Annotated in this window: 16 protein-coding genes; 6 read left to right on the top strand and 10 right to left on the bottom strand. The window is 72.8% G+C overall.

Going from position 1 to position 17895, the window contains the following annotated elements:
* Positions 1-281: 281 nt before the first annotated feature.
* The 5 genes from ACIPN7_RS14000 to ACIPN7_RS13980 form a co-directional block, all read right to left on the bottom strand.
* Positions 282-1301, bottom strand: coding sequence for a LacI family DNA-binding transcriptional regulator (locus tag ACIPN7_RS14000; RefSeq protein WP_400542864.1), 1020 nt, complete (start codon positions 1299-1301; stop codon positions 282-284).
* A gap of 82 nt (positions 1302-1383) precedes the next feature.
* Positions 1384-3411, bottom strand: coding sequence for a glycogen debranching N-terminal domain-containing protein (locus ACIPN7_RS13995; protein WP_400542861.1), 2028 nt, complete (start codon positions 3409-3411; stop codon positions 1384-1386).
* A complete protein-coding gene (locus ACIPN7_RS13990; protein WP_400542858.1) occupies positions 3408-4286 on the bottom strand; it encodes a carbohydrate ABC transporter permease in 879 nt (292 codons plus the stop codon). The genes ACIPN7_RS13995 and ACIPN7_RS13990 overlap by 4 nt, the downstream gene beginning before the upstream one ends.
* Positions 4283-5428 carry a carbohydrate ABC transporter permease gene (locus ACIPN7_RS13985; protein ID WP_400542855.1) on the bottom strand — a complete coding sequence of 382 codons (1146 nt, stop codon included), beginning with the start codon at positions 5426-5428 and terminating at the stop codon, positions 4283-4285. Before ACIPN7_RS13985 ends, ACIPN7_RS13990 begins: the two co-directional genes overlap by 4 nt.
* Positions 5429-5434: 6 nt before the next feature.
* Positions 5435-6694 (bottom strand): extracellular solute-binding protein, encoded by a 1260-nt coding sequence (locus tag ACIPN7_RS13980; RefSeq protein WP_400542852.1) that lies wholly within the window; start codon positions 6692-6694, stop codon positions 5435-5437.
* A gap of 289 nt (positions 6695-6983) precedes the next feature.
* Here ACIPN7_RS13980 and ACIPN7_RS13975 point away from each other — a divergent pair, with 289 nt between their 5' ends.
* Complete coding sequence (locus ACIPN7_RS13975) at positions 6984-8042, top strand: LacI family DNA-binding transcriptional regulator (protein WP_400542849.1); 1059 nt, start codon at positions 6984-6986, stop codon at positions 8040-8042.
* Positions 8043-8066: 24 nt separating this feature from the next.
* On the opposite strand, the gene ACIPN7_RS13970 is transcribed toward ACIPN7_RS13975, so the two are convergent.
* Both ACIPN7_RS13970 and ACIPN7_RS13965 read right to left on the bottom strand, forming a co-directional pair.
* Entirely contained in the window at positions 8067-9101 is a 1035-nt protein-coding gene (locus ACIPN7_RS13970) for a zf-HC2 domain-containing protein (RefSeq protein WP_400542846.1), read from the bottom strand.
* Entirely contained in the window at positions 9098-9661 is a 564-nt protein-coding gene (locus ACIPN7_RS13965) for an RNA polymerase sigma factor (RefSeq protein WP_285104148.1), read from the bottom strand. Before ACIPN7_RS13965 ends, ACIPN7_RS13970 begins: the two co-directional genes overlap by 4 nt.
* A 300-nt stretch (positions 9662-9961) precedes the next feature.
* Here ACIPN7_RS13965 and ACIPN7_RS13960 point away from each other — a divergent pair, with 300 nt between their 5' ends.
* Together ACIPN7_RS13960 and ACIPN7_RS13955 are read left to right on the top strand one after the other, a co-directional pair.
* Positions 9962-10438, top strand: coding sequence for a hypothetical protein (locus tag ACIPN7_RS13960; RefSeq protein ID WP_400542843.1), 477 nt, complete (start codon positions 9962-9964; stop codon positions 10436-10438).
* Positions 10425-11141, top strand: coding sequence for a cytochrome b/b6 domain-containing protein (locus ACIPN7_RS13955; protein WP_400542840.1), 717 nt, complete (start codon positions 10425-10427; stop codon positions 11139-11141). Before ACIPN7_RS13960 ends, ACIPN7_RS13955 begins: the two co-directional genes overlap by 14 nt.
* 115 nt (positions 11142-11256) lie before the next feature.
* Here the strand turns inward: ACIPN7_RS13955 and ACIPN7_RS13950 are convergent, their stop codons facing one another.
* Entirely contained in the window at positions 11257-12993 is a 1737-nt protein-coding gene (locus tag ACIPN7_RS13950) for an L-aspartate oxidase (RefSeq protein ID WP_400542837.1), read from the bottom strand.
* 126 nt (positions 12994-13119) lie between these two features.
* Positions 13120-13776 carry a heme oxygenase (biliverdin-producing) gene (locus ACIPN7_RS13945; protein WP_400542834.1) on the bottom strand — a complete coding sequence of 219 codons (657 nt, stop codon included), beginning with the start codon at positions 13774-13776 and terminating at the stop codon, positions 13120-13122.
* 162 nt (positions 13777-13938) lie between these two features.
* On the opposite strand from ACIPN7_RS13945, the gene ACIPN7_RS13940 reads away from it, so the two are divergent.
* From ACIPN7_RS13940 to aspS, 3 genes are all read left to right on the top strand, one after another.
* A complete protein-coding gene (locus tag ACIPN7_RS13940) occupies positions 13939-14913 on the top strand; it encodes an alpha/beta fold hydrolase (protein WP_400542831.1) in 975 nt (324 codons plus the stop codon).
* A 32-nt stretch (positions 14914-14945) separates the two neighbouring features.
* Positions 14946-15611 carry a phosphotransferase gene (locus tag ACIPN7_RS13935; protein WP_400542828.1) on the top strand — a complete coding sequence of 222 codons (666 nt, stop codon included), beginning with the start codon at positions 14946-14948 and terminating at the stop codon, positions 15609-15611.
* 234 nt (positions 15612-15845) lie between these two features.
* Positions 15846-17270, top strand: a complete 1425-nt coding sequence (gene aspS, locus ACIPN7_RS13930) for an aspartate--tRNA(Asn) ligase (protein ID WP_400542825.1) — start codon at positions 15846-15848, stop codon at positions 17268-17270.
* A 116-nt stretch (positions 17271-17386) separates the two neighbouring features.
* Here the strand turns inward: aspS and ACIPN7_RS13925 are convergent, their stop codons facing one another.
* Entirely contained in the window at positions 17387-17893 is a 507-nt protein-coding gene (locus tag ACIPN7_RS13925) for a GNAT family N-acetyltransferase (protein ID WP_400542822.1), read from the bottom strand.
* Positions 17894-17895 lie beyond the last annotated feature (2 nt).

Raw genomic sequence — 17895 nt, 5'->3', positions numbered from 1 at the left:
AACCAACTGCCGAGCCCTCCGGACGTGGGCTTCAGGTGGGGTGCGACGTCGGCAGGCCGCATCGGCGTCGGCAGTTGGCATCGAGGTCGGCACAGGCCTGGACCGATCTCGATGCAGACTGCCGACTTGGATCAGGGGACTGCCGACCTGGCTGAGGAAACTGCCGACCCGGCTGAGGAGACTGCCGTTCTGGGCAGGAGAGTGCCGACCTGGCTGAGGCTGCCGACCTGCGTGAGCAGGCTGCCGACCTGGCGGCCGCCGGGCCAGGGGGCGCCTCGTGCCTACCGCATCAGCTCCGGGGCGCTCTCGCGGAACTCGATCCTGTGGCCCACCGTGACGTGGCGGCCCGGGCCCGCGTAGCCCTCCAGGCGTTCCAGCAGCAGGTCGAGGGCCTGCTCCGCGAGCGCCCGGGTGTCGGGCGCGACCGACGTCAGGCTGGGCGCGGTGCTCGCGCCCAGCTCGATGGCGTCCCAGCCGATCACGGCGACGTCGCCCGGGACGTCGAGGCCGTGCCGGCGCAGGGCGCGCAGGGCGCCGATCGCGGCGAGGTCGTCGCGGCACAGCAGGCCGTCCAGGTCCAGCCCGGCGTCCAGGGCGGCGCCGAGGGCCTCCTCGGCGTCGCGGGCGTCGCCGTCCTGCCGCCGCGCGACGAGCAGCGACGGGTCGGCGGGCAGGCCCGCCTCGGCGAGCGCGGCGCGGTAGCCCTCGATCCGCAGCGTGGAGGTCCACGAGATCCGGTCGGTCTCGTGGCCGAGGAACCCGATGCGGCGTCGTCCCGAGCGCACCAGGTGCCCGACGGCGTCGCGGGCGGCGGCGACGTTGTCGATCGCCACCTGGTCCGCGCCGGCGGGCTGCGGGTCCTCGCCGAGGAAGACGATGGGCAGGCCGTGCCGTTGGTCGTCCAGGTCCCGGGCGGTCAGGACCTGCGGCTGGAGCACCATCCCGTCCATGATCCCGGCCTCGGGGTCGCGCAGCACGGAGCGCTCGCCGTCCGCCGTCGCACCCGTCTCCGCGAGCAGGAGCCGGTAGCCGCGCGCCTCGGCGACGCGGGCGAAGACGTGCGCGAGCTCCGCGAAGTACGGCCGCCGCAGGTCCGGGAAGGCGAGCCCGAGCATGCTCGACCGCCCCGTCGCGAGGCTGCGGCCGGTGCGGTTGGGCCGGTAGCCGAGCTCGTCGATCGCGGCCTGCACGCGCTCGCGCATCTGCGGGCTCACGTGCTGGTAGCCGCGCACCACGTTGGACACGGTCTTCATCGAGACCCCGGCGTGATCCGCCACGTCCTGCAGGGTCACCCGGTTCATGACGAAAGATTACCTTTGGCATCCCGGAGCACGGGACAGGTCCGCCGCGCGACCCCCGCGGCGGACCTTCGGGCGGTCCGCGTCAGACGGCGACGACGTCCGCTCGCGCGCCCGATACCGCCAGGCACGTGATCGCCGCCGCCGCAGACCACGCCTGCGGGCGGCAGGCCGCCGGGTACGGCGTGGGCACGCCGGCGCGCGTCGCGGGGTCGCCCCCGTGCAGCTCCGGGACGCGGTAGGCGAAGCCCTCGGCCGCGGCGAGCAGCCCGACCACGGCACGCTCCGCCTGGTCGGCGAGGCCCGCGCGGTGCATGCCGTGCACCGCGATGGCGGTGTCGTGCGTCCAGACGCTGCCCCCGTGGTACGACAGCGGCCAGAACCCCGCCGCTCCGCTCGACATGGTGCGGATGCCGAACCCGGTCGACATCGTCGGGCCGAGCAGCAGGCCTGCGACGTGCTCCTCCTCGGCCGGGTCGAGGATGCCGGTGCCGAGCAGGTGACCGATGTTGCTGGTCAGCGTGTCGACCGGACGCTTGTCCCGGTCCAGCGCCACGGCCGGGTACCGGCCCTCCGGCGTCTCGACCCAGTACGACGCCGCGAACCGGGTGCGCAGGTCCGCGGCCCAGGCACGCAACCCGGCCGGGTTCAGGCCGTCCGACGGCGGGTTGCCCGACGCTGCCGGTCCGGACGCCGCAGGCTCGGACACCGCCGCACCCCCGGCCGAACCGAACGCCTCCAGCAGCTCGGCGCCCGCGAGCGCCGCCTCGTACGCGTAGCCCTGGACCTCGCAGAGCGCGATCGGGCCGTCGGCGAGGGCGCCGTCGCGCCACTGGATGGAGTCACCGGAGTCCTTCCAGCCCTGGTTGGCCAGCCCGCGCCCGGACCGGTCGATGTAGTCGATGAACCCGTCGTCGTCGCTGTCGCCGTGCTCCAGCAGCCAGGTCAGTGCGCCGCGCAGCGTGGGCAGCAGGGCGGCCACCTCGTCGTCGGGCATGCCGGCGCGCCAGGCGTCGGCGAGCAGGCACACCCAGAGCGGCGTCGAGTCGACGCTGCCGTAGTAGAGCGGCGGCAGGACGACGCCCTCGCCGGGGATCTCGAGCGGCGTGGCGCGCAGCTCATGCAGGATCTTGCCGGGCTCCTGGGCGGTCTCGACGTCGTGGGCGGTGCCCTGCAGGCGTGCCAGGACGCGCAGCGTGGAGGCCGCGATCCGGACGTCGAGCGGGAGCGCGAGCCGGGCGGCCCAGATCGCGTCCCGGCCGAACAGCGTGAAGAACCAGGGCGCGCCGGCGGCGAAGAACTCGTCGTCGGGGTGGCCGGGCAGGGTCAGCCGCAGGGCGTCGAGGTCGTCGAGCGCGGTGTCGAGCCAGCGGCCGAGGCGGGGGTCGGCATCCTCGGGGACGGCGATCCGGGCCGTGCCGGGCCAGACGCCGTCCGCACCCCGGACGACCATCGTGTCGTCGTGCAGCGCGAGCGACCAGGCCGCCTCCGCCTGCCCGCGGGCCGGCACGTCGAGCGACCAGACGGCCTCAATCGCGCCGTCCGGGCCGGAGGTCACCGTCGCGCGGTCGGCGCTCAGCGTGAAGGAGGTGTTGCCGGAGCGCGCCGTCGCCGCACCCGGTGCGACCGTGACGGCGAGCGCGTCGCCGTCCGACCCGGTCCGCCCCGCGATCCCCGCGATCCCCGCCTTCACCTCGTGCAGGGTCGCGAAGTCCGGCCGCAGGCGCAGCCGCAGCGTCACGCGCGTCGGCTCGGTCAGGTGCGAGGCGACGGTCCAGCTCTCGGCGAGCACACCGTCGGCGACCCGCCGGTCGCGCGCGAGTCGGACCTTCGGGTCGGGCGTCGCGTCGTCCGACCCGCGCAGGAGGCCGCCGAACACGACGTGCGAGGCGCTGTCCGGGGCGACCGAGATGTACTCGACGTTCGACTCGGCGCACTCCAGCACCAGCTCGCGCACGTGCCGGACGTCGCCGTGGTAGACGCCGTCGATCGGCGCGGCGCCCAGGTCGCCGTCCCGGCCGGACCAGACCTGGGTCGGGGCGCGCAGGGCGATGACGGCGTCGCTGAGCAGCGGCTGCAGGGGCGGGGTGGTGGGCGTCATGCTCGTCGTCATTCCTTGACGGCTCCTTCGCTGGTGTTCATGATGCGTCGCTGGAACACGAAGAACACGACCGCCACGGGGATGGTCATGATCGCCGCGGCGGCGAGCTTGATCGGGTACTGGCTGCCCTGGCTGAGCTGGCCGCTCGCCAGCGACGCGACGCCCTTGGTGAGGGTCGTCAGCTCGGGGGACTGGGCGGCGACGATGAAGTGGCTCAGCTCGTTCCAGGAGCCCTGGAACGACAGGATCACGATGGTCACCAGCGCGGGCCGGGCCATGGGCAGCACCACGGACCAGAAGATCCGGAACGTGCCGGCCCCGTCGATGCGCGCCTGCTCCTCGACCGACCTGGGGACTGACTCGAAGAAGTTCTTCATGATGAAGACGCCCGCGGCGTCCACCAGCAGCGGCAGCACCATGCCCGCGTACGAGTCGTAGATGCCGAGCTGGTTGATGACCAGGAACTTGGGGATCAGCAGCACGACGGTCGGTACGGCCATGACGGCGACCAGCGCCGCGTAGACCACACCGCGTCCGCGGAAGTTCAGGCGGGCCAGCGCGTAGCCCGCCAGGGAGTCGAAGAACACGCGCCCCGCGGTCACGAGGATCGTGACGACGGCGGAGTTGGCGAACCACACCGGGAAGTCGGAGCGCAGGAACAGTCGGCCGTAGGCGGCCCAGGTCAGCGGGTCGGGGACCAGCGAGACCGGGTCGGCCGCGGCGTCCGCCTCGGTCTTGACCGATGTCGCGAGCTGGACCAGGAACGGGTAGACGTAGACGAGCGCCAGCAGGACGAGCAGGGCGTAGAGGCCGAGCTGCCAGGCGAGCGCCTTGCGCGGCATGCGGTGTCGCGTGCGGAGCGGCGGACGGCGGGAGACGCGACTCATCGGGCGTCCTCCGTCGTCGAGGAGGTGATGGCGGAGGGAGCCGCGGCCGCACGGCGCCGGCGTCGGGCCCGCCGCGGCACGTCGGGACTCTCGCGCAGGACCCAGCGCTGCAGGATGGTCAGCAGCACGATGATGACGAACAGGATGAACGCGATCGCCGCGCCCTGGCCCCACTCCTGGGACAGGAAGGCCGACTGGTAGCTGAGGTAGGCGGGCGTCAGCGTCGTCTTGCCGGGGCCGCCCTGCGTGCCGGTGTAGATCTGGTCGAAGACCTGCCAGCAGCCGATCAGGCCCAGGGTCAGCACGGTGAAGAGAGTCGGCTTGAGCTGGGGGAGCGTGATGCGCCAGAACCGTTGCCAGGCGTTCGCGCCGTCGACCATCGCGGCCTCCTCGACCTCGGGGGTGATGTTCTGCAGGCCGGCGATGAACAGCAGCATGAACGTGCCGCTGGTCGTGAAGATCGCCATGAGCACGAACGCCGACATGGCCACCGACGGCCCGGCCAGCCAGTCCCACCAGGTCACACCGAGAAAACCGTGCTGGGTCAGCGCGTCGGGGCCGCTCTGCACACCGAGCGCGGCCAGCAGGTTGTGCAGCACGCCGCTCGGCTCGTTGAACCAGTTGGGCCCGGCGATGCCGACCCGGGCGAGGACCGTGTTGACCACGCCCGACGTCGAGAAGAGGAACAGCCACAGCACCGTGATGGCCACCGAGCTCGTGACGGACGGGAAGTAGAACGCGGTGCGGAACACGTCGCGGCCCCGCAGCACCGCACGGTTGACCAGGACCGCCAGGAACAGGGCCAGGGCGGTCTGCAGCGGCACGACCAGCAGCACGTACCAGGCGTTGTTGCGCAGCGCGACGCCGAAGTCGCGCTCGGCGAGGCCGCCGCCCGTGGTGACGGCCGCGTAGTTGTCCAGCCCCACGAAGCCGACGCCGGACGACAGCGGGCTGCCGCGCCCGGACCAGTCCGAGAAGCTGACCCAGAGCGCCATCAGGACCGGGACGAGCAGGAACACGCCCAGGATCACGAGCACGGGCAGGGTGAAGAGCCAGCCGGCCACGGCCTCGCCGTGCCGGATCCCGCGAGGGGACCCGGCACGGCGCGGCGCGGCGTCACGCGGCGACGCGAGGACGGACATCTGTGCCTACTCGGCGATCGCTTCGAGGTTCGACTGCGCTGTGTCGAGGATCGCCTGCGGGTCACCCGACTCCAGCGACTCGAGCTGCGCGTTGAGGTCGGTGATGACGTCGGTCGCGCCGGCCCAGTTCGGCGGGAACTGCGCGTACGCGGCCCCGTCGAGGAACGCGGTGAGGTCCGGGTTGGCGCTGGTCCAGTCGGCGGCCGCCGACTGAGAGGACGGCATCGGGCCGAACGCCTCCGAGAACGCAAGCTGCTGCTCGGTGCTCGTCAGGTGCTCCACCAGGCTCAGCGCGGCCTTCTGGTTGGGGCTGTCGGCAGCCATGCCCCAGCAGTTGGTGAACTGCAGCGTGCCCTGGCCGGCAGGCCCGGCGGGCAGCTCGGCGACCTTGTACTCGACGTCGGGGAAGTCGTTCGTCAGCGCACCGGTGACCCAGTTGCCCTCGATGACCATGGCGGCCAGCCCCTTGCCGAGGGCCTCGCCGCCCCAGCCGGCTCCGAGGTCTGCGGCGTACGCGAACGTGCCGTCCTTCAGGTGGGACTGCACGTAGGTCAGGCCCTCGACGCTGCCCTCGCTGTTGGCGACCGGCTCGCCGTCGACCACGAGGCCGCCGCCGGCCTGGGCCATGAAGGTGCCCACACGCTGGTACTCCGCGCCGAACGAGAGGCCGACCTGGTCGTCGGTGGTCAGCTTCTCGGCCACTGTGGCCAGCTCGTCCCAGGTGGTGGGGAGGTCGGCGTCGGTCAGGCCGGCGTCCGCCCAGAGCTGGGTGTTGATCACCAGGCCGAGCGTCGAGAAGTCCTTGGGCGCGCAGTAGAACGTGTCGTCGACCGTGAAGTTCTCCACGAGCGACGGGTAGAAGTCGTCCTTGTTCGCCAGCAGGTCGCCGTACGCCTGGAGCGAGCCGTTGTCGGCGTAGCCGGCGATCGCCTCGGGCGCCAGGTAGAACAGGTCCGGCGGCGAGCCGGCCGCGAAGCCCTGCGAGAGCTGCTGGGGCAGGTCGCTGGCGACCTGGACCTCGGCCTCGACGCCGGACTCCTCGGACCACGCCGCGACGGCGTCGGTCACCGCGTCGGTCTCTGCGTCGCCGGACGAGCCGATGAGGATCGAGAGCGCGTCGTCGGAGCTGGTCAGCTCCGCGGCGCCCGCCGTCGGCTCCGCGGCGGTGTCCTCGAAGCCGGAGCCGCCGCAGGCGGTGAGCGTGAGCGCGCCGGCGACGAGCAGGGCGCCCGCTCCGACGAGCTTCCGCGAGATGGGCCGTGTCATGTCTCTTCTCCCTTGATGAGGCACGTGGTGGTGACGTGGTGCAGAGTTTGAACGATCAAATTATGCTGTGCAGGAGGTTATGGAGCGCTCGGGTGCGGTGTCAAGGTGGACGACCCCGCGGACGACGCACCTAGGATGACGTTCCGGACATCACGTTCCGGATATTCACAGAGGCACGCCGCCTCACGACGGCAGGCGGTCTCACGAACACACCACTCACGGACCCACCACTCACGAACACACCTCTCACGAGCAGACCAAGGCCCAGGGCGAACGGAAGGGGAGCGCGATGACCAAGGCCCCCACCGTGGAGGACGTCGCCCGCGCCGCGGGCGTCTCCCGCCAGACCGTCTCCAACGTCCTGAACACGCCGGACATCGTGCGCGCGCCCACCCGCGAGCGCGTGGAGCTGGCGATCGCCGAGCTCGGCTACCGCCCGCACGCCGCCGCGCGCCGCCTGCGTACCCGGCGCAGCTCGACCATCGGCGTGCGGCTCGACCCGTACGCGGGCGGCATCTCCGGCGTGGTGCTCGACCGCTTCGTCCACGCCCTGACCGAGCGTGCCAGCGAGCGCGGCATGCGCATCCTGCTCTACGCCGCGCGCACGCCGGCCGAGGAGATCGAGCGCATCGGCGACCTCGTCGACGGCGGCGAGATCGACGCCGTCGTCCTGACCGGCACGTCCCACGAGGACACGCGCACCACCTGGCTCCACGAGCGCGGCGTCCCGTTCGTCTCGTTCGGCCGCCCCTGGCGGTCTGGCGGCGCCGGCACCGGCGACGGGGCCGGCGACGGCGCCGGCCAACACTCCTGGGCCGACGTCGACGGCGCCGCCGGTACCCGCGCCGCCACGCGTCACCTGCTCGACCAGGCAGGCCCCAAGATCGCGTTCCTCGGCTGGCCCGAGGGCTCGGGGACCGGCGACGACCGCGCCCGCGGCTGGAGCGAGGCGATGACCGACGCCGGGTCCGCCGGCCCCCGCTGGCACACCGAGGAGAGCGTCGGCCTGGCCCGCGAGCTGACCGGGGCGGCGCTCGCGGCCGACCCCGCCGTCGACGCCGTCGTGTGCGTCAGCGACTCCCTGGCGATCGGCGCGCACCTGGCGGCCACGGCGCTCGGCCGGCCGGACCTGCCCGTGGTCGGGTTCGACAACACGCCGGCCGCCGAGGCCTTGGGCATCAGCAGCGTGGAGCAGCTCCCGGAGCAGGTCGCGGCCGGGGTGCTGGACCTGCTGATGGGCCCCACGGGCGGCGTCGTGCTGAGGCGTGACCAGCGCGACTCGACGGAGGAGTCCGCGTACGTCCTGGTCGAACCGCGCCTGGTGGTCCGCGGGGGCCTCACCGCATAGTTCTCACCGCATAGTTCCGGGGCGTCACGGTGTCGCCGTGGCCCACGTCTCGCCGTCCGGGGCCGTCAGGCGTACCGAGACGACGTCTCGCACGGCGACGTCGAGGACCCCGCCCGCCGAGCACGTGTTCGTCGTGATGACGCACGAGCCGAGGGAGATCTCGCGGGTGTCCTCGTTGGCGGGGCGGATGGCGCCGGTGCTGCGGGGGTTGCCTGCGCCGGGCGGGGTGCCGGCTTCCGAGGCCCTGCGGTCGAAGGTCGTGTGGCCCGGCTCCGTCGCGTGGATGCCCCTGCCATACGGGGACGGGACGACGGCGTCCGGGTCGTCCGTGCTGTCCGTGCCCGCCGTGTCGTTCGCGACCACCGCGGTGACGTCGTAGCTGGTCGCCGGTCCCGCGTCGCGCACCACCACGTACGCCCAGGAGGGATCGCCCTCGTAGAGGAAGACGGTGCCGACCGACTGTGCTGAGCCGTCCGCGACCAGGTCGACGGCGGTGAGGTAGCGGCCGTGCGCCGTGTCGAGCGTCGTGCGGTACGACGCGGCCAGCTCCCGGTCCGGCGCCGTGACGACCCACACGCTCGCGCCGCCCGCCACGAGCAGACCAGCCCCGAGGGCGGCGGCGAGGACAGCGCGCCGTGCGCCGTGCCGCCGGACGGTCGCGGGTCCGGCTGCCGCGGGGCCTTGTGCTTCGGAACCGTGTGCTGCGGACTCGTGTGCGGCGGGTCCTTCTGCTGCGGACCTCTGTGCTGCGGACTCGTGTGCGGCAGGCCCCGGCACGAGCCGGGCCAGCACGCGTCCCTCGAAGTCGGCCGGGGGCTCGCGCTCCGGCACCAGGAGCAGCAGCTCGTCGGCGGCGTCGGCCAGCGACGACAGCTCGTCGCGGCAGCGGTCGCACGTCGCCAGGTGCGTCATGACGGCTGCCCGCGTGGCGCCGTCGGCGACCCCCAGCGCCACCTCGGTGAGGGCGTCGCGCAGCTCGGCGCAGCGTTCGCCGTTCCGGTCCGGCCCGTTCCCGCCTGGCCCGTTCCTGCCCGGCCCGCTCCTGTCCGCTCCGTTCATGGCCGTTCCTCCTCCCGGCTGCTCGCCAGCTCGTCGCGCAGGTGCCGCAGCCCCAGCCGGATCCGCGTCTTGGCCGTCCCCAGCGGCACGCCGGTCCGCCGCGCGATCTCCGCCCCGCTGAGCCCGAAGACCGCCGCGAGCACCACCGCCGTCGCCTGTTCCCGCGGTACGTGCGCCAGCGCGGCGTCCACCGTGGTGCCGGTCGCCACCCGGTCCGCGAGCAGGTCGGGGTCGGCGACCGTCTCGGCCGTGATCCGCTCCGCCATGACCACGGGGTCGACGGGCACGTCGCGCCGCACCCGGAGCACGTCGATCGCGGCGTGCCGGGCGATCGCGAGCAGCCACGTCGTCGCGCGACCCCGCCGCGGGTCGAACCCGTCGGCGTGCCGCCACGCGCGGACGAAGGTCTCCTGCGCCACCTCCTCGGCGACCGCGGGGATGCCGACCACGAAGAGCGCCAGCCCGTACACCCGCGCCTGGTGCCGGCGCACGAAGACGGCTGCCGCGTCCGGGTCGTCCGCGGCCATCCCGGCGAGGAGCGCCTCGTCCGATGCCGTCATGTCCTTCCCTACGTACCGGGACCCGTCTGTGGATCTCGTGGAGCCGGATCTCGTGGAGCCGGATCTCGCGGAGCCGGATCTCGTGCACGGGATCTTGCCGGCGGGATCTTGCCGCGCACCATCTCGCCGGCCGATCTTCGGCTCGAAACCTGCCGCGCTTCGGAGCCCGAGAGATCCGTAGGGCGCTCCGCCACGTAGGGACAGGTGACGGGCGTCGTCGGCGACGCCCGGAACAAGGAGGTCACCATGTCCAGACTACGAGGAGCGTCGAGACCACGAGGAGCGTCCGGGCCACGAGGGGTGTCGGGTTCGCGTGGGGCGCGGCTCGCCGCCGGGGCGGCCTTCACCGTCCTGCTCCTGGCGGGTTGCGGCAGCGGCGGTGGCAGCGGGGGCGGCTACGGCGGAGGCGGCTCGGACGACACGGGCGACTCGGGCGGCGCGGCCGGCGGCATGACGCTGGAGATCACCTCGCCCGACGACGGCGGCTCGGTCGAGACGCCGTTCACCGTCGACCTCTCCTCCAGCGAGGAGCTCGGGCCCACCGAGTCGGGCAAGCACCACGTGCACGTGTACTTCGACGGGGACGACCAGGAGTACATGGTGGTCGAGGGCGACAGCGTGGAGGTCACCGACCTGCCCGAGGGCGAGCACGAGATCGACGCGTCGCTGCGCAACGCCGACCACTCGGCGGCCGGGGTGGAGACGCACATCGAGGTGACCGTGGGGTCCGGCGGCAGCACGGGTGACAGCACGGGTGACGACGGTGACAGCTACTGAGCGCCACGACACCGGGCCACAGGACACCGGGCGCCTCGACACCCGCGCGGTCGAGCGCAACCGCCGTCCGGCACGCTGGTTCCACGCCGGTGTGTACGTGACCGTCATCGTGCTGCTGATCACCGGCTGGTGGCTGCTGCTCGGGAACGAGGGCAGCCCGAGCGTCGTCGCGCGGGTCACGGGCGTGTCCGACGCCGACGTGCACACCGTCACGGGCTGGGTCCTCGCCGGGCTCACCGTGCTGGCCGTCGTCGTCGGCGTCCGGGGCTGGCGCACCTTCTGGCGCGAGACGTTCCGGGTCGAGCACGGCGACGGAGCCTGGTTCCGGACCTGGCCCGCCGCGATCCTCACCGGCCGGTTCGGTCGGCACGAGGGCCGGTTCGACCCGGGGCAGCGCATCGCGAACCTCGTGCTCGTCGCGACACTGCTGGCCCTGGTCGTGTCCGGCGTGGGGCTCGCGCTCGTCAGCGGGGGTCCGGCGTTCGTGTGGTTCGCCGCGGTGCACCGCTGGTCCACTTATGTGGTGACCCCCGTCGTCCTCGGGCACGTGATCATCGCCTCCGGCATCCTGCCCGGCTACCGCGGTGTGTGGCGGGCGATGCACCTGGGCGGCAAGCTCCGCGAGCGCGACGCGCAGCGGGTCTGGCCGGGCTGGACCGAACGCACCACGGGCCACGTCCACAACCCCCGCCACCGCCGCTGACCCCGAACCCCGTCGTCGGGTGCTGGGTATGTGTCGGGCTACGAGGCCGTGACCACCACATACCCAGCATTCACAAATACCCAGCACTCGACGAAGCCGGGAGGCGCGGGAGGGGCTACTCGACCAGCTTGCCCTCCGTCGAGACCTCCTGTGCCGCGATCAGGGTCGCGATCTCCGCCGGGACCTCCGGGATCTCCTCGCGGACGATGCCCGTCTTCGGGGACCAGACCAGGTTGACCTGGAGCGTCGGGTCGAGGTCCGGGTAGTCGCTCCGGTTGTGGCAGCCGCGGGTCTCGCGGCGCTCGCGGGCGGCCTCCAGCGTGGCGCGGGCCGCGATGAGGGAGGCCTTGAGGTCGAAGGCGTGCGCGAGGTCCTGGAACCCGGCGATGTCGGGGTGCACGCCGATCTCCTGGGTGCGCGCCTCGATCTCGTCCAGCTCGCGCAGGCCGGCCACCAGGCCCTCCTCGTCCCGGACGACGCCCGCGTGCTCGGTCATCGTGTTGCGGATCGCCCGCTGCAGGGCGCGCACGTTCTCGTGCCCGTCGGCGGTGAGCAGGTCGGCCACCTCGGCGCGGGCGTAGGCCTCGGCGTCGTGCGAACGGCGCTGGGCGTCCAGCCCGGCGGAGTAGGCCGCGGCGGCGCGCCCGACGATGCGGCCGAAGACCAGCAGCTCGATCAGCGAGTTGCCGCCCAGGCGGTTGGCGCCGTGCAGGCCGCTGGACGCCTCGCCGATCGCGTACAGACCGTCGACCTCGGTGCTGTGGTCCTCGGGCCGCACCCACACGCCGCCCATGGAGTAGTGCGCGGTCGGCGCGATCTCGATGGGCTCGGCCGTGATGTCGAGCATCTGCAGCTCGAGCATCGTCTGGTAGACGCGCGGCAGGCGCGTCATGATCGTCTCGCGCGGCAGGTGCGAGACGTCGAGCCAGACGCCGCCCTTCTCGGTGCCGCGACCCTCCTTGATCTCGGTGTACGCGGCGAGCGCCACCCGGTCGCGGGTGGACAGCTCCATCCGCTCGGGGTCGTAGTTCTGCATGAACCGTTCGCCCAGGGCGTTGCGCAGGATGCCGCCCTCACCGCGCGCGGCCTCCGAGATCAGGGTGCCCGCGGCGTTCTCGGGCTCGAGGATGCCCGACGGGTGGAACTGCACCAGCTCCGGGTCGCGCAGGCGGGCGCCGGCCTCGACGGCGAGGCGGAACGAGTCGCCCGTGTTCTCGTCGCGGCGGGACGACGTGCGCCGCCAGATGCGGTTGTGACCGCCCGCGGCGAGGATCACGGCGTCGGCGTGGATCAGGTACGGCGTGCCGTCCGTGAGGTCGAACCCGTAGGCGCCGAACACCGCGCCGTCGTGGGTCAGGATCCGGGTGACGTAGACCGAGTCCAGGATCGGGATGTCGAGCTGCGTCGCCCGGTTCACGAGGGACCGCTGGATCTCCAGGCCGGTGTAGTCGCCGGCGAACGCGGTGCGGCGGTAGGTGTGCGCGCCGAAGAACCGTTGGGAGATGCGCCCGTCGTCCTCCCGGGCGAAGGCCATGCCGTACCGCTCGAGGTCGGCGATGCCCTGCGCGGCACCCTGCGCGACGATCTCGGCCGTGTGCGGGTTGGCCAGGAAGTAGCTTTCCTTGATGGTGTCCGCGGCGTGCTGCTGCCAGCTGTCCTCCGCGTCCATGGTGCCGAGGGCGGCGTTGATCCCGCCGGCGGCGAGCGAGGTGTGGGCGTCCATCCGGGGCCGCTTGCCCAGGGCGAGGACGTCCACCCCCTGTTCGGCGAGCTCGATGGCGGCGCGCAGGCCGGAACCGCCCGTACCGATGACGAGCGCTGTCGTGGAGATGCGACGTTCGGTGGTGTTCATACTCCATCTGACAACGCACGACCGCGGAACGTGACGCCTCGGGCTGTGACAAGTCAGACGATGTGACATGTCAGACGCCGAGGCGTCAGGACCAGCGCCGTGACCAGCGGCGACGTCGCAACCGGGTCAGCAGTGGATCTCGGCGAGCTCCGTGAACACCGCGCGGTTGAGCGTGAACGCGAGGTGCGTCTCGGCGAGGGTGGCGGCCACCTCGTCGTCGTCCAGGTCGAGCTCGTCCAGTGCCTCGCGGTAGGCGTCCTTGAACACCTTGACCTTGGGGATGTCGGGGAAGGTGTAGAAGGCCAGCCCCTCCTCGTCGAGGCCGTAGTGCTGCTTCATCATGCGCTTGACGATCTGCCCGCCGGACAGGTCGCCCAGGTAGCGCGTGTAGGAGTGCGCGGCGTACTGCGGCAGGCTGCCGCCCACCGCGCGGACGTGCTCGGCGTACGCCCGGGTGGCGGGCAGGATCCGGATCTCGTCGCGCCAGGCCGGTCCGTACAGGAAGGCCAGGTCCCGCTCGATCGCGGGGACCCGGGTGAGCTCCGTGAAGACGAGGCCGGCACCCCGGTCGTCGCTCCCGAGGGCGGCGCTCGCCTCCTCCAGGGCCTCGTAGACGACCAGCAGCTGCGCCGTGAGGTCGGCGTGCGCGTCCCGGGTCAGCGCTCCGGACAGGAGCTCCTCGATGAACAGTTCCGAGTTGGCACCGGCATGGGCGTCACGGGTGCCCTGACGGAGCACGGCGGACAGGGGGACGGGGGCGATTTCCTCGACGGGCAGGCTCACGGGGTCTCCTCCGGTGCGGTGCTGACGTGCTGACAATGTGTCATCACGAGCCGATCATAGCAACAGAAGTAAGGCTAGCCTCACCTTATTCACCCGTGGATTTCGGGGGGCTCGGCGCCCGCCGCCACGGGGCGTGTCGGAGGCTCGGGATAGCGTCGGGGGATGCCTGGTCGCGTCTCCGCCCCCCGCCCGTCCGCCCTGCCCGAGCCGGTGTTCGTCGAGGTCGAGGTCGACGGCGGCGGTGTCGGTGTGCGCGAGCGGATCGCGACCTACGTGCAGCCCGATGAACCGGAGCGGTCCGAACGGGAGGTGAGCGGACCGGAGGCGAGCGGGTCGGAGGCGGCCCGCCGACCGCCGGCCCGTGACGTCGTGCTCTGCCACGGCACGCCGTGGTCCGCGCGGGTCTGGGAGCCCGTGGCCCGCGCGCTGTCGCTCGGCCCGGGCTGTCGCGTCTTCCTGTGGGACATGCCCGGGTACGGCGCCTCGCCGAAGGGGCCGGGGATCGCCGTCGACCTGGTGACCCAGCGCAGGCGGCTGGCCGCGCTCCTGCGGCACTGGGGACTGGACCGCCCGCACCTGGTCGCGCACGACATCGGCGGTGCGGTCGCGCTCGGCGCCCATCTCCTGGAGGGCACGGACCTCGCGAGCCTGTTCCTGCTCGACATCGTGACCCTGGATCCCTGGGGGTCCCCGTTCTTCCGTCTCGTGGCCCAGAACGAGTCTGTCTTCGCCGCGGTGCCCGGGCCGCTGCACGGCGCCCTGGTGCGGGAGTACATCGCGGGCGCCGCCAACCACGGGCTCGCGGACGACGTCGTTCGGATGCTCGCCGAACCCTGGCTCGGTGACGTCGGCCAGGCTGCCTTCTACCGCCAGATCGCCCAGCTCTCGCCTACCCACACCGCGCCGATCGTGAGCCGGCTCGGCGAGGTGCGCTGCCCGGTCCGCATCGGCTGGGCCGAGGACGACCCGTGGATCCCGTTCGAGCAGGCGGAGCGGCTGCGCACGACGCTCCCCGGCGACCCGGAGGTCGTGGTGTTCCCGGAGCGGGGCCATCTCGTCCCGCTGGAGGACGCCGACGCCGTCGCCTCCGCGGTGCGGCGGTGGCTCGCCGACGTCGTGCGAGGGCATGACCGCTGACGTCCGAGGTCGAGCGCGGCTGGGGTCCCGGCATGGATCAGATCGCGACCGGCCGAGACTGCGACGTCTACCTGCTCGATGACGGCCGCGTCCTGCGACGCATGCGCCGCGGCGCCTCCACCGAGGCCGAGGCCGGGACCATGCGGGCACTCGCCGACGCCGGCTACCCGGTGCCGCGGGTCTTCTCCGCCGTCGGGCAGGACCTGGTCATGGAGCGGATCGAGGGGCCGAGCCTTGCCGAGGCGGTCTTCGGTGGCGCGCTCTCCGTTTCCGACGGCGGCGACCTGCTCGCCCGGCTGCACCACGATCTGCACGCGCTGGCCTGGCCGGGTGGGGAGTCGCTGCTGCACATGGACCTGCATCCGCTGAACGTCCTGATGTCGGACGACGGTCCGGTGGTGATCGACTGGACCACGGCCCGGCCCGGGCCTGCCGGTCTCGACGTCGCGTACAGCGCACTGGTCTGTGCGCAGGTCGTGACCACACCCGGGATGGTGCCCGGTATCGAGGGGGCCGAGCGGGTCCGGCTGGGCGAGTTCCTCGAGGCGTTCACGGCTGCCTCTGCGCCGTCGTGGCGGGACTTCCTGCCGGAGGCGGTCGAGCTGCGACGCCGGAACCCGAACACCACCGAGGCCGAACGCGCAGCCCTCGACCGCGCGCGGGAGTTCGCCGAGAGCGTGGGGCAGAGCGCCGGTTGAGCCGGTGCCCGGCCGGTGCGTCGGGAAACGGTGTGGCGGGCAGCCCGCCGCCGGGCATAACGTGTGCCGTGGTGAGCGTGAGGCGTGACGACCCTCGGCCCGGATGACCGGGTGAACGCCCTGCCCGCGCGTGCGGCGTACCGACGAGAGGCCGGGACCTCCCGGCAAAGGAGTGGTGGCACCGCGACCTAGCCCCCGCCCGCTCCTCCAGGGCCTGCGCTCTCTGGAGGACTGATGAGACCACCTTTGCCATCCCCGAGCACGACGCTCAGCACGCCCGCTCCCGTGCCTGCCCGTACCCTCGCCCGCGACCTACCGACCGTCCCGCCGGGGTCGGTCGTGCGGCTGCAGGGCTGGGTCCACCGGCGCCGCGAGCTGGCGACCGTGACGTTCCTGGTGCTGCGTGACCGCACGGGCCTCGCCCAGGTGGTGGTGCGCCCCGCCGTCGGACAGGAGATGCCGGGCGTGCCGCCCGAGGAGACCACCGTGGAGGTGACCGGAACGGTCACCGCGAACCCGCAGGCGCCGGGCGGCGTGGAGGTCACCGGGCTGGGCGGTGCCGGACCAAGCGACGCCGGACCGAGCGGTGCCGGACCGAGCGGTGCCGGACCGCTGATCACGCCGCTCACGGACGCCGCGGAGACCCCGCCGGTCGAGCTGTGGCGGCCTGCCCTGAGCGCCGCCCTGCCCACGGTGCTCGACCACGCCGCCGTCGCCTGGCGGCACCCCGCGCAGAAGGCGCGCTGGGAGGTCGCGGCGGCGAGCCTGCGCGGGTTCCGCGCGACGCTGGACGCGGTGGGCTTCACCGAGATCTGCACGCCCAAGCTGGTCGGCACGGCCACGGAGTCGGGGGCGAACGTGTTCCCCGTCGACTACTTCGGGCGGCCCGCCTACCTCGCGCAGTCGCCGCAGTTCTACAAGCAGCAGATGGTCGGCGTCTTCGAGCGGGTCTACGAGGTGGGGCCGGTGTTCCGGGCCGAGCCGCACGACACCGTGCGGCACCTCGCGGAGTACCGCTCGCTCGACGTCGAGCTCGGCTTCGTGCGCGACCACCGCGACGTGCTGGCCGTGCTGCGCGACGTGCTCGCCGGGATGGCGGACGCCGTCCGCGCGTCGGGGGCGGCCGAGCGGCTGGGCGTCGAGGTGCCGCAGATCCCGGCCGAGTTCCCCGTGCTGCACTTCGCCGACGCCCTGGAGCTCGTCGGGGCGCCGTCGGACGAACCTGACCTGGCGCCCGAGCACGAGCGCGCCCTGGGGGAGTGGGCGCGGGCCGAGCACGGGTCGGACTTCGTCGCGGTCGAGGGCTACCCGATGGCGAAGCGGCCGTTCTACACGCACCCTGAACCCACACCCCACAGGTCCGGCTCCGACGCGGGCGAGGCTCGGTGGAGCAACAGCTTCGACCTGCTGTTCCGCGGGCTGGAGCTCGTCACGGGCGGGCAGCGTCTGCACCGGTACGCCGACTACGTGGCGGCGATCGAGGCCCGGGGCGAGGACCCGGCGTCGTACGCGTCCTACCTGGAGGCGTTCCGGCACGGGATGCCGCCGCACGGCGGGTTCGCGATCGGGCTGGAGCGGTGGGTGGCGCGCCTCGTGGGGGCGGCCAACGTCCGCGAGGTGACGCCGTTCCCGCGGGACCTGCACCGGCTGCAACCGTAGGACGGTGTGCCGGGCGGGCAAGGGAACGGGGCCCCGTCTGGTGTCGCAGGGCGTTGAGTCGGCCGGTGTCGTGACGATGTCGTGGCGCCGGCCGACGCTCCTGCGCCGGTAGCTGTTCAGGCCAGCTCGGTGCCGAAGATCACCACCTCGTGTCCGTGCGCCTCGACGCGCGCCCACTCGGCAAGCCCGATCTTGCGCGCTACGCGCTGTGAGGGGAGATTGTCGGAGCGGACGTTCGCGGTCAGCCGCTTCACCCCGGCTTCCCGGGCGGCATCACGGCATGCGGCGGCCGCCTCGGTCGCCAAGCCTTTGCCTTGCCACACGGCGCGTACGTGGTACCCCACCTCGATCTCGCGCGCCCCGCTGATGTCTTGCCAGGTGAGGCCGCAATCGCCGACGAACTCACCATCGTGCGTCTCGATGGCCCACAGCCCGAAGCCGTGCTCGGCGTAGTTGCGCAGGTTCCAGTCGATCCATGCCTGCGCCTGTTCGCGATTCTTGGGCGTCGGGTAGTAGCGCATCACCTCGGGGTCACCGAGCAGCGCAGCCACGTTGTCGAGATCGTCGGCGCGCATCTCACGGAAGCGTAGGCGCGGGGTCGGACTCGGCAGTACGGGGATCATCT

It is taken from the genome of Promicromonospora sp. NPDC090134, from assembly GCF_044746965.1.
In the GTDB taxonomy this organism is placed as follows: domain Bacteria; phylum Actinomycetota; class Actinomycetes; order Actinomycetales; family Cellulomonadaceae; genus Promicromonospora.
Note: the sequence above shows the minus strand (reverse complement) of the source record. Positions and strands in the feature narration are given on the sequence as shown.

Coding starts and splice junctions, on each gene's coding strand:
- ACIPN7_RS14000 (WP_400542864.1), bottom strand. CDS start 1,301: ATGAACCGGGTGACCCTGCAGGACGTGGCGGATCACGCCGGGGTCTCG.
- ACIPN7_RS13995 (WP_400542861.1), bottom strand. CDS start 3,411: ATGACGACGAGCATGACGCCCACCACCCCGCCCCTGCAGCCGCTGCTC.
- ACIPN7_RS13990 (WP_400542858.1), bottom strand. CDS start 4,286: ATGAGTCGCGTCTCCCGCCGTCCGCCGCTCCGCACGCGACACCGCATG.
- ACIPN7_RS13985 (WP_400542855.1), bottom strand. CDS start 5,428: ATGTCCGTCCTCGCGTCGCCGCGTGACGCCGCGCCGCGCCGTGCCGGG.
- ACIPN7_RS13980 (WP_400542852.1), bottom strand. CDS start 6,694: ATGACACGGCCCATCTCGCGGAAGCTCGTCGGAGCGGGCGCCCTGCTC.
- ACIPN7_RS13975 (WP_400542849.1), top strand. CDS start 6,984: ATGACCAAGGCCCCCACCGTGGAGGACGTCGCCCGCGCCGCGGGCGTC.
- ACIPN7_RS13970 (WP_400542846.1), bottom strand. CDS start 9,101: ATGAACGGAGCGGACAGGAGCGGGCCGGGCAGGAACGGGCCAGGCGGG.
- ACIPN7_RS13965 (WP_285104148.1), bottom strand. CDS start 9,661: ATGACGGCATCGGACGAGGCGCTCCTCGCCGGGATGGCCGCGGACGAC.
- ACIPN7_RS13950 (WP_400542837.1), bottom strand. CDS start 12,993: ATGAACACCACCGAACGTCGCATCTCCACGACAGCGCTCGTCATCGGT.
- ACIPN7_RS13940 (WP_400542831.1), top strand. CDS start 13,939: ATGCCTGGTCGCGTCTCCGCCCCCCGCCCGTCCGCCCTGCCCGAGCCG.
- ACIPN7_RS13935 (WP_400542828.1), top strand. CDS start 14,946: ATGGATCAGATCGCGACCGGCCGAGACTGCGACGTCTACCTGCTCGAT.
- aspS (WP_400542825.1), top strand. CDS start 15,846: ATGAGACCACCTTTGCCATCCCCGAGCACGACGCTCAGCACGCCCGCT.
- ACIPN7_RS13925 (WP_400542822.1), bottom strand. CDS start 17,893: ATGATCCCCGTACTGCCGAGTCCGACCCCGCGCCTACGCTTCCGTGAG.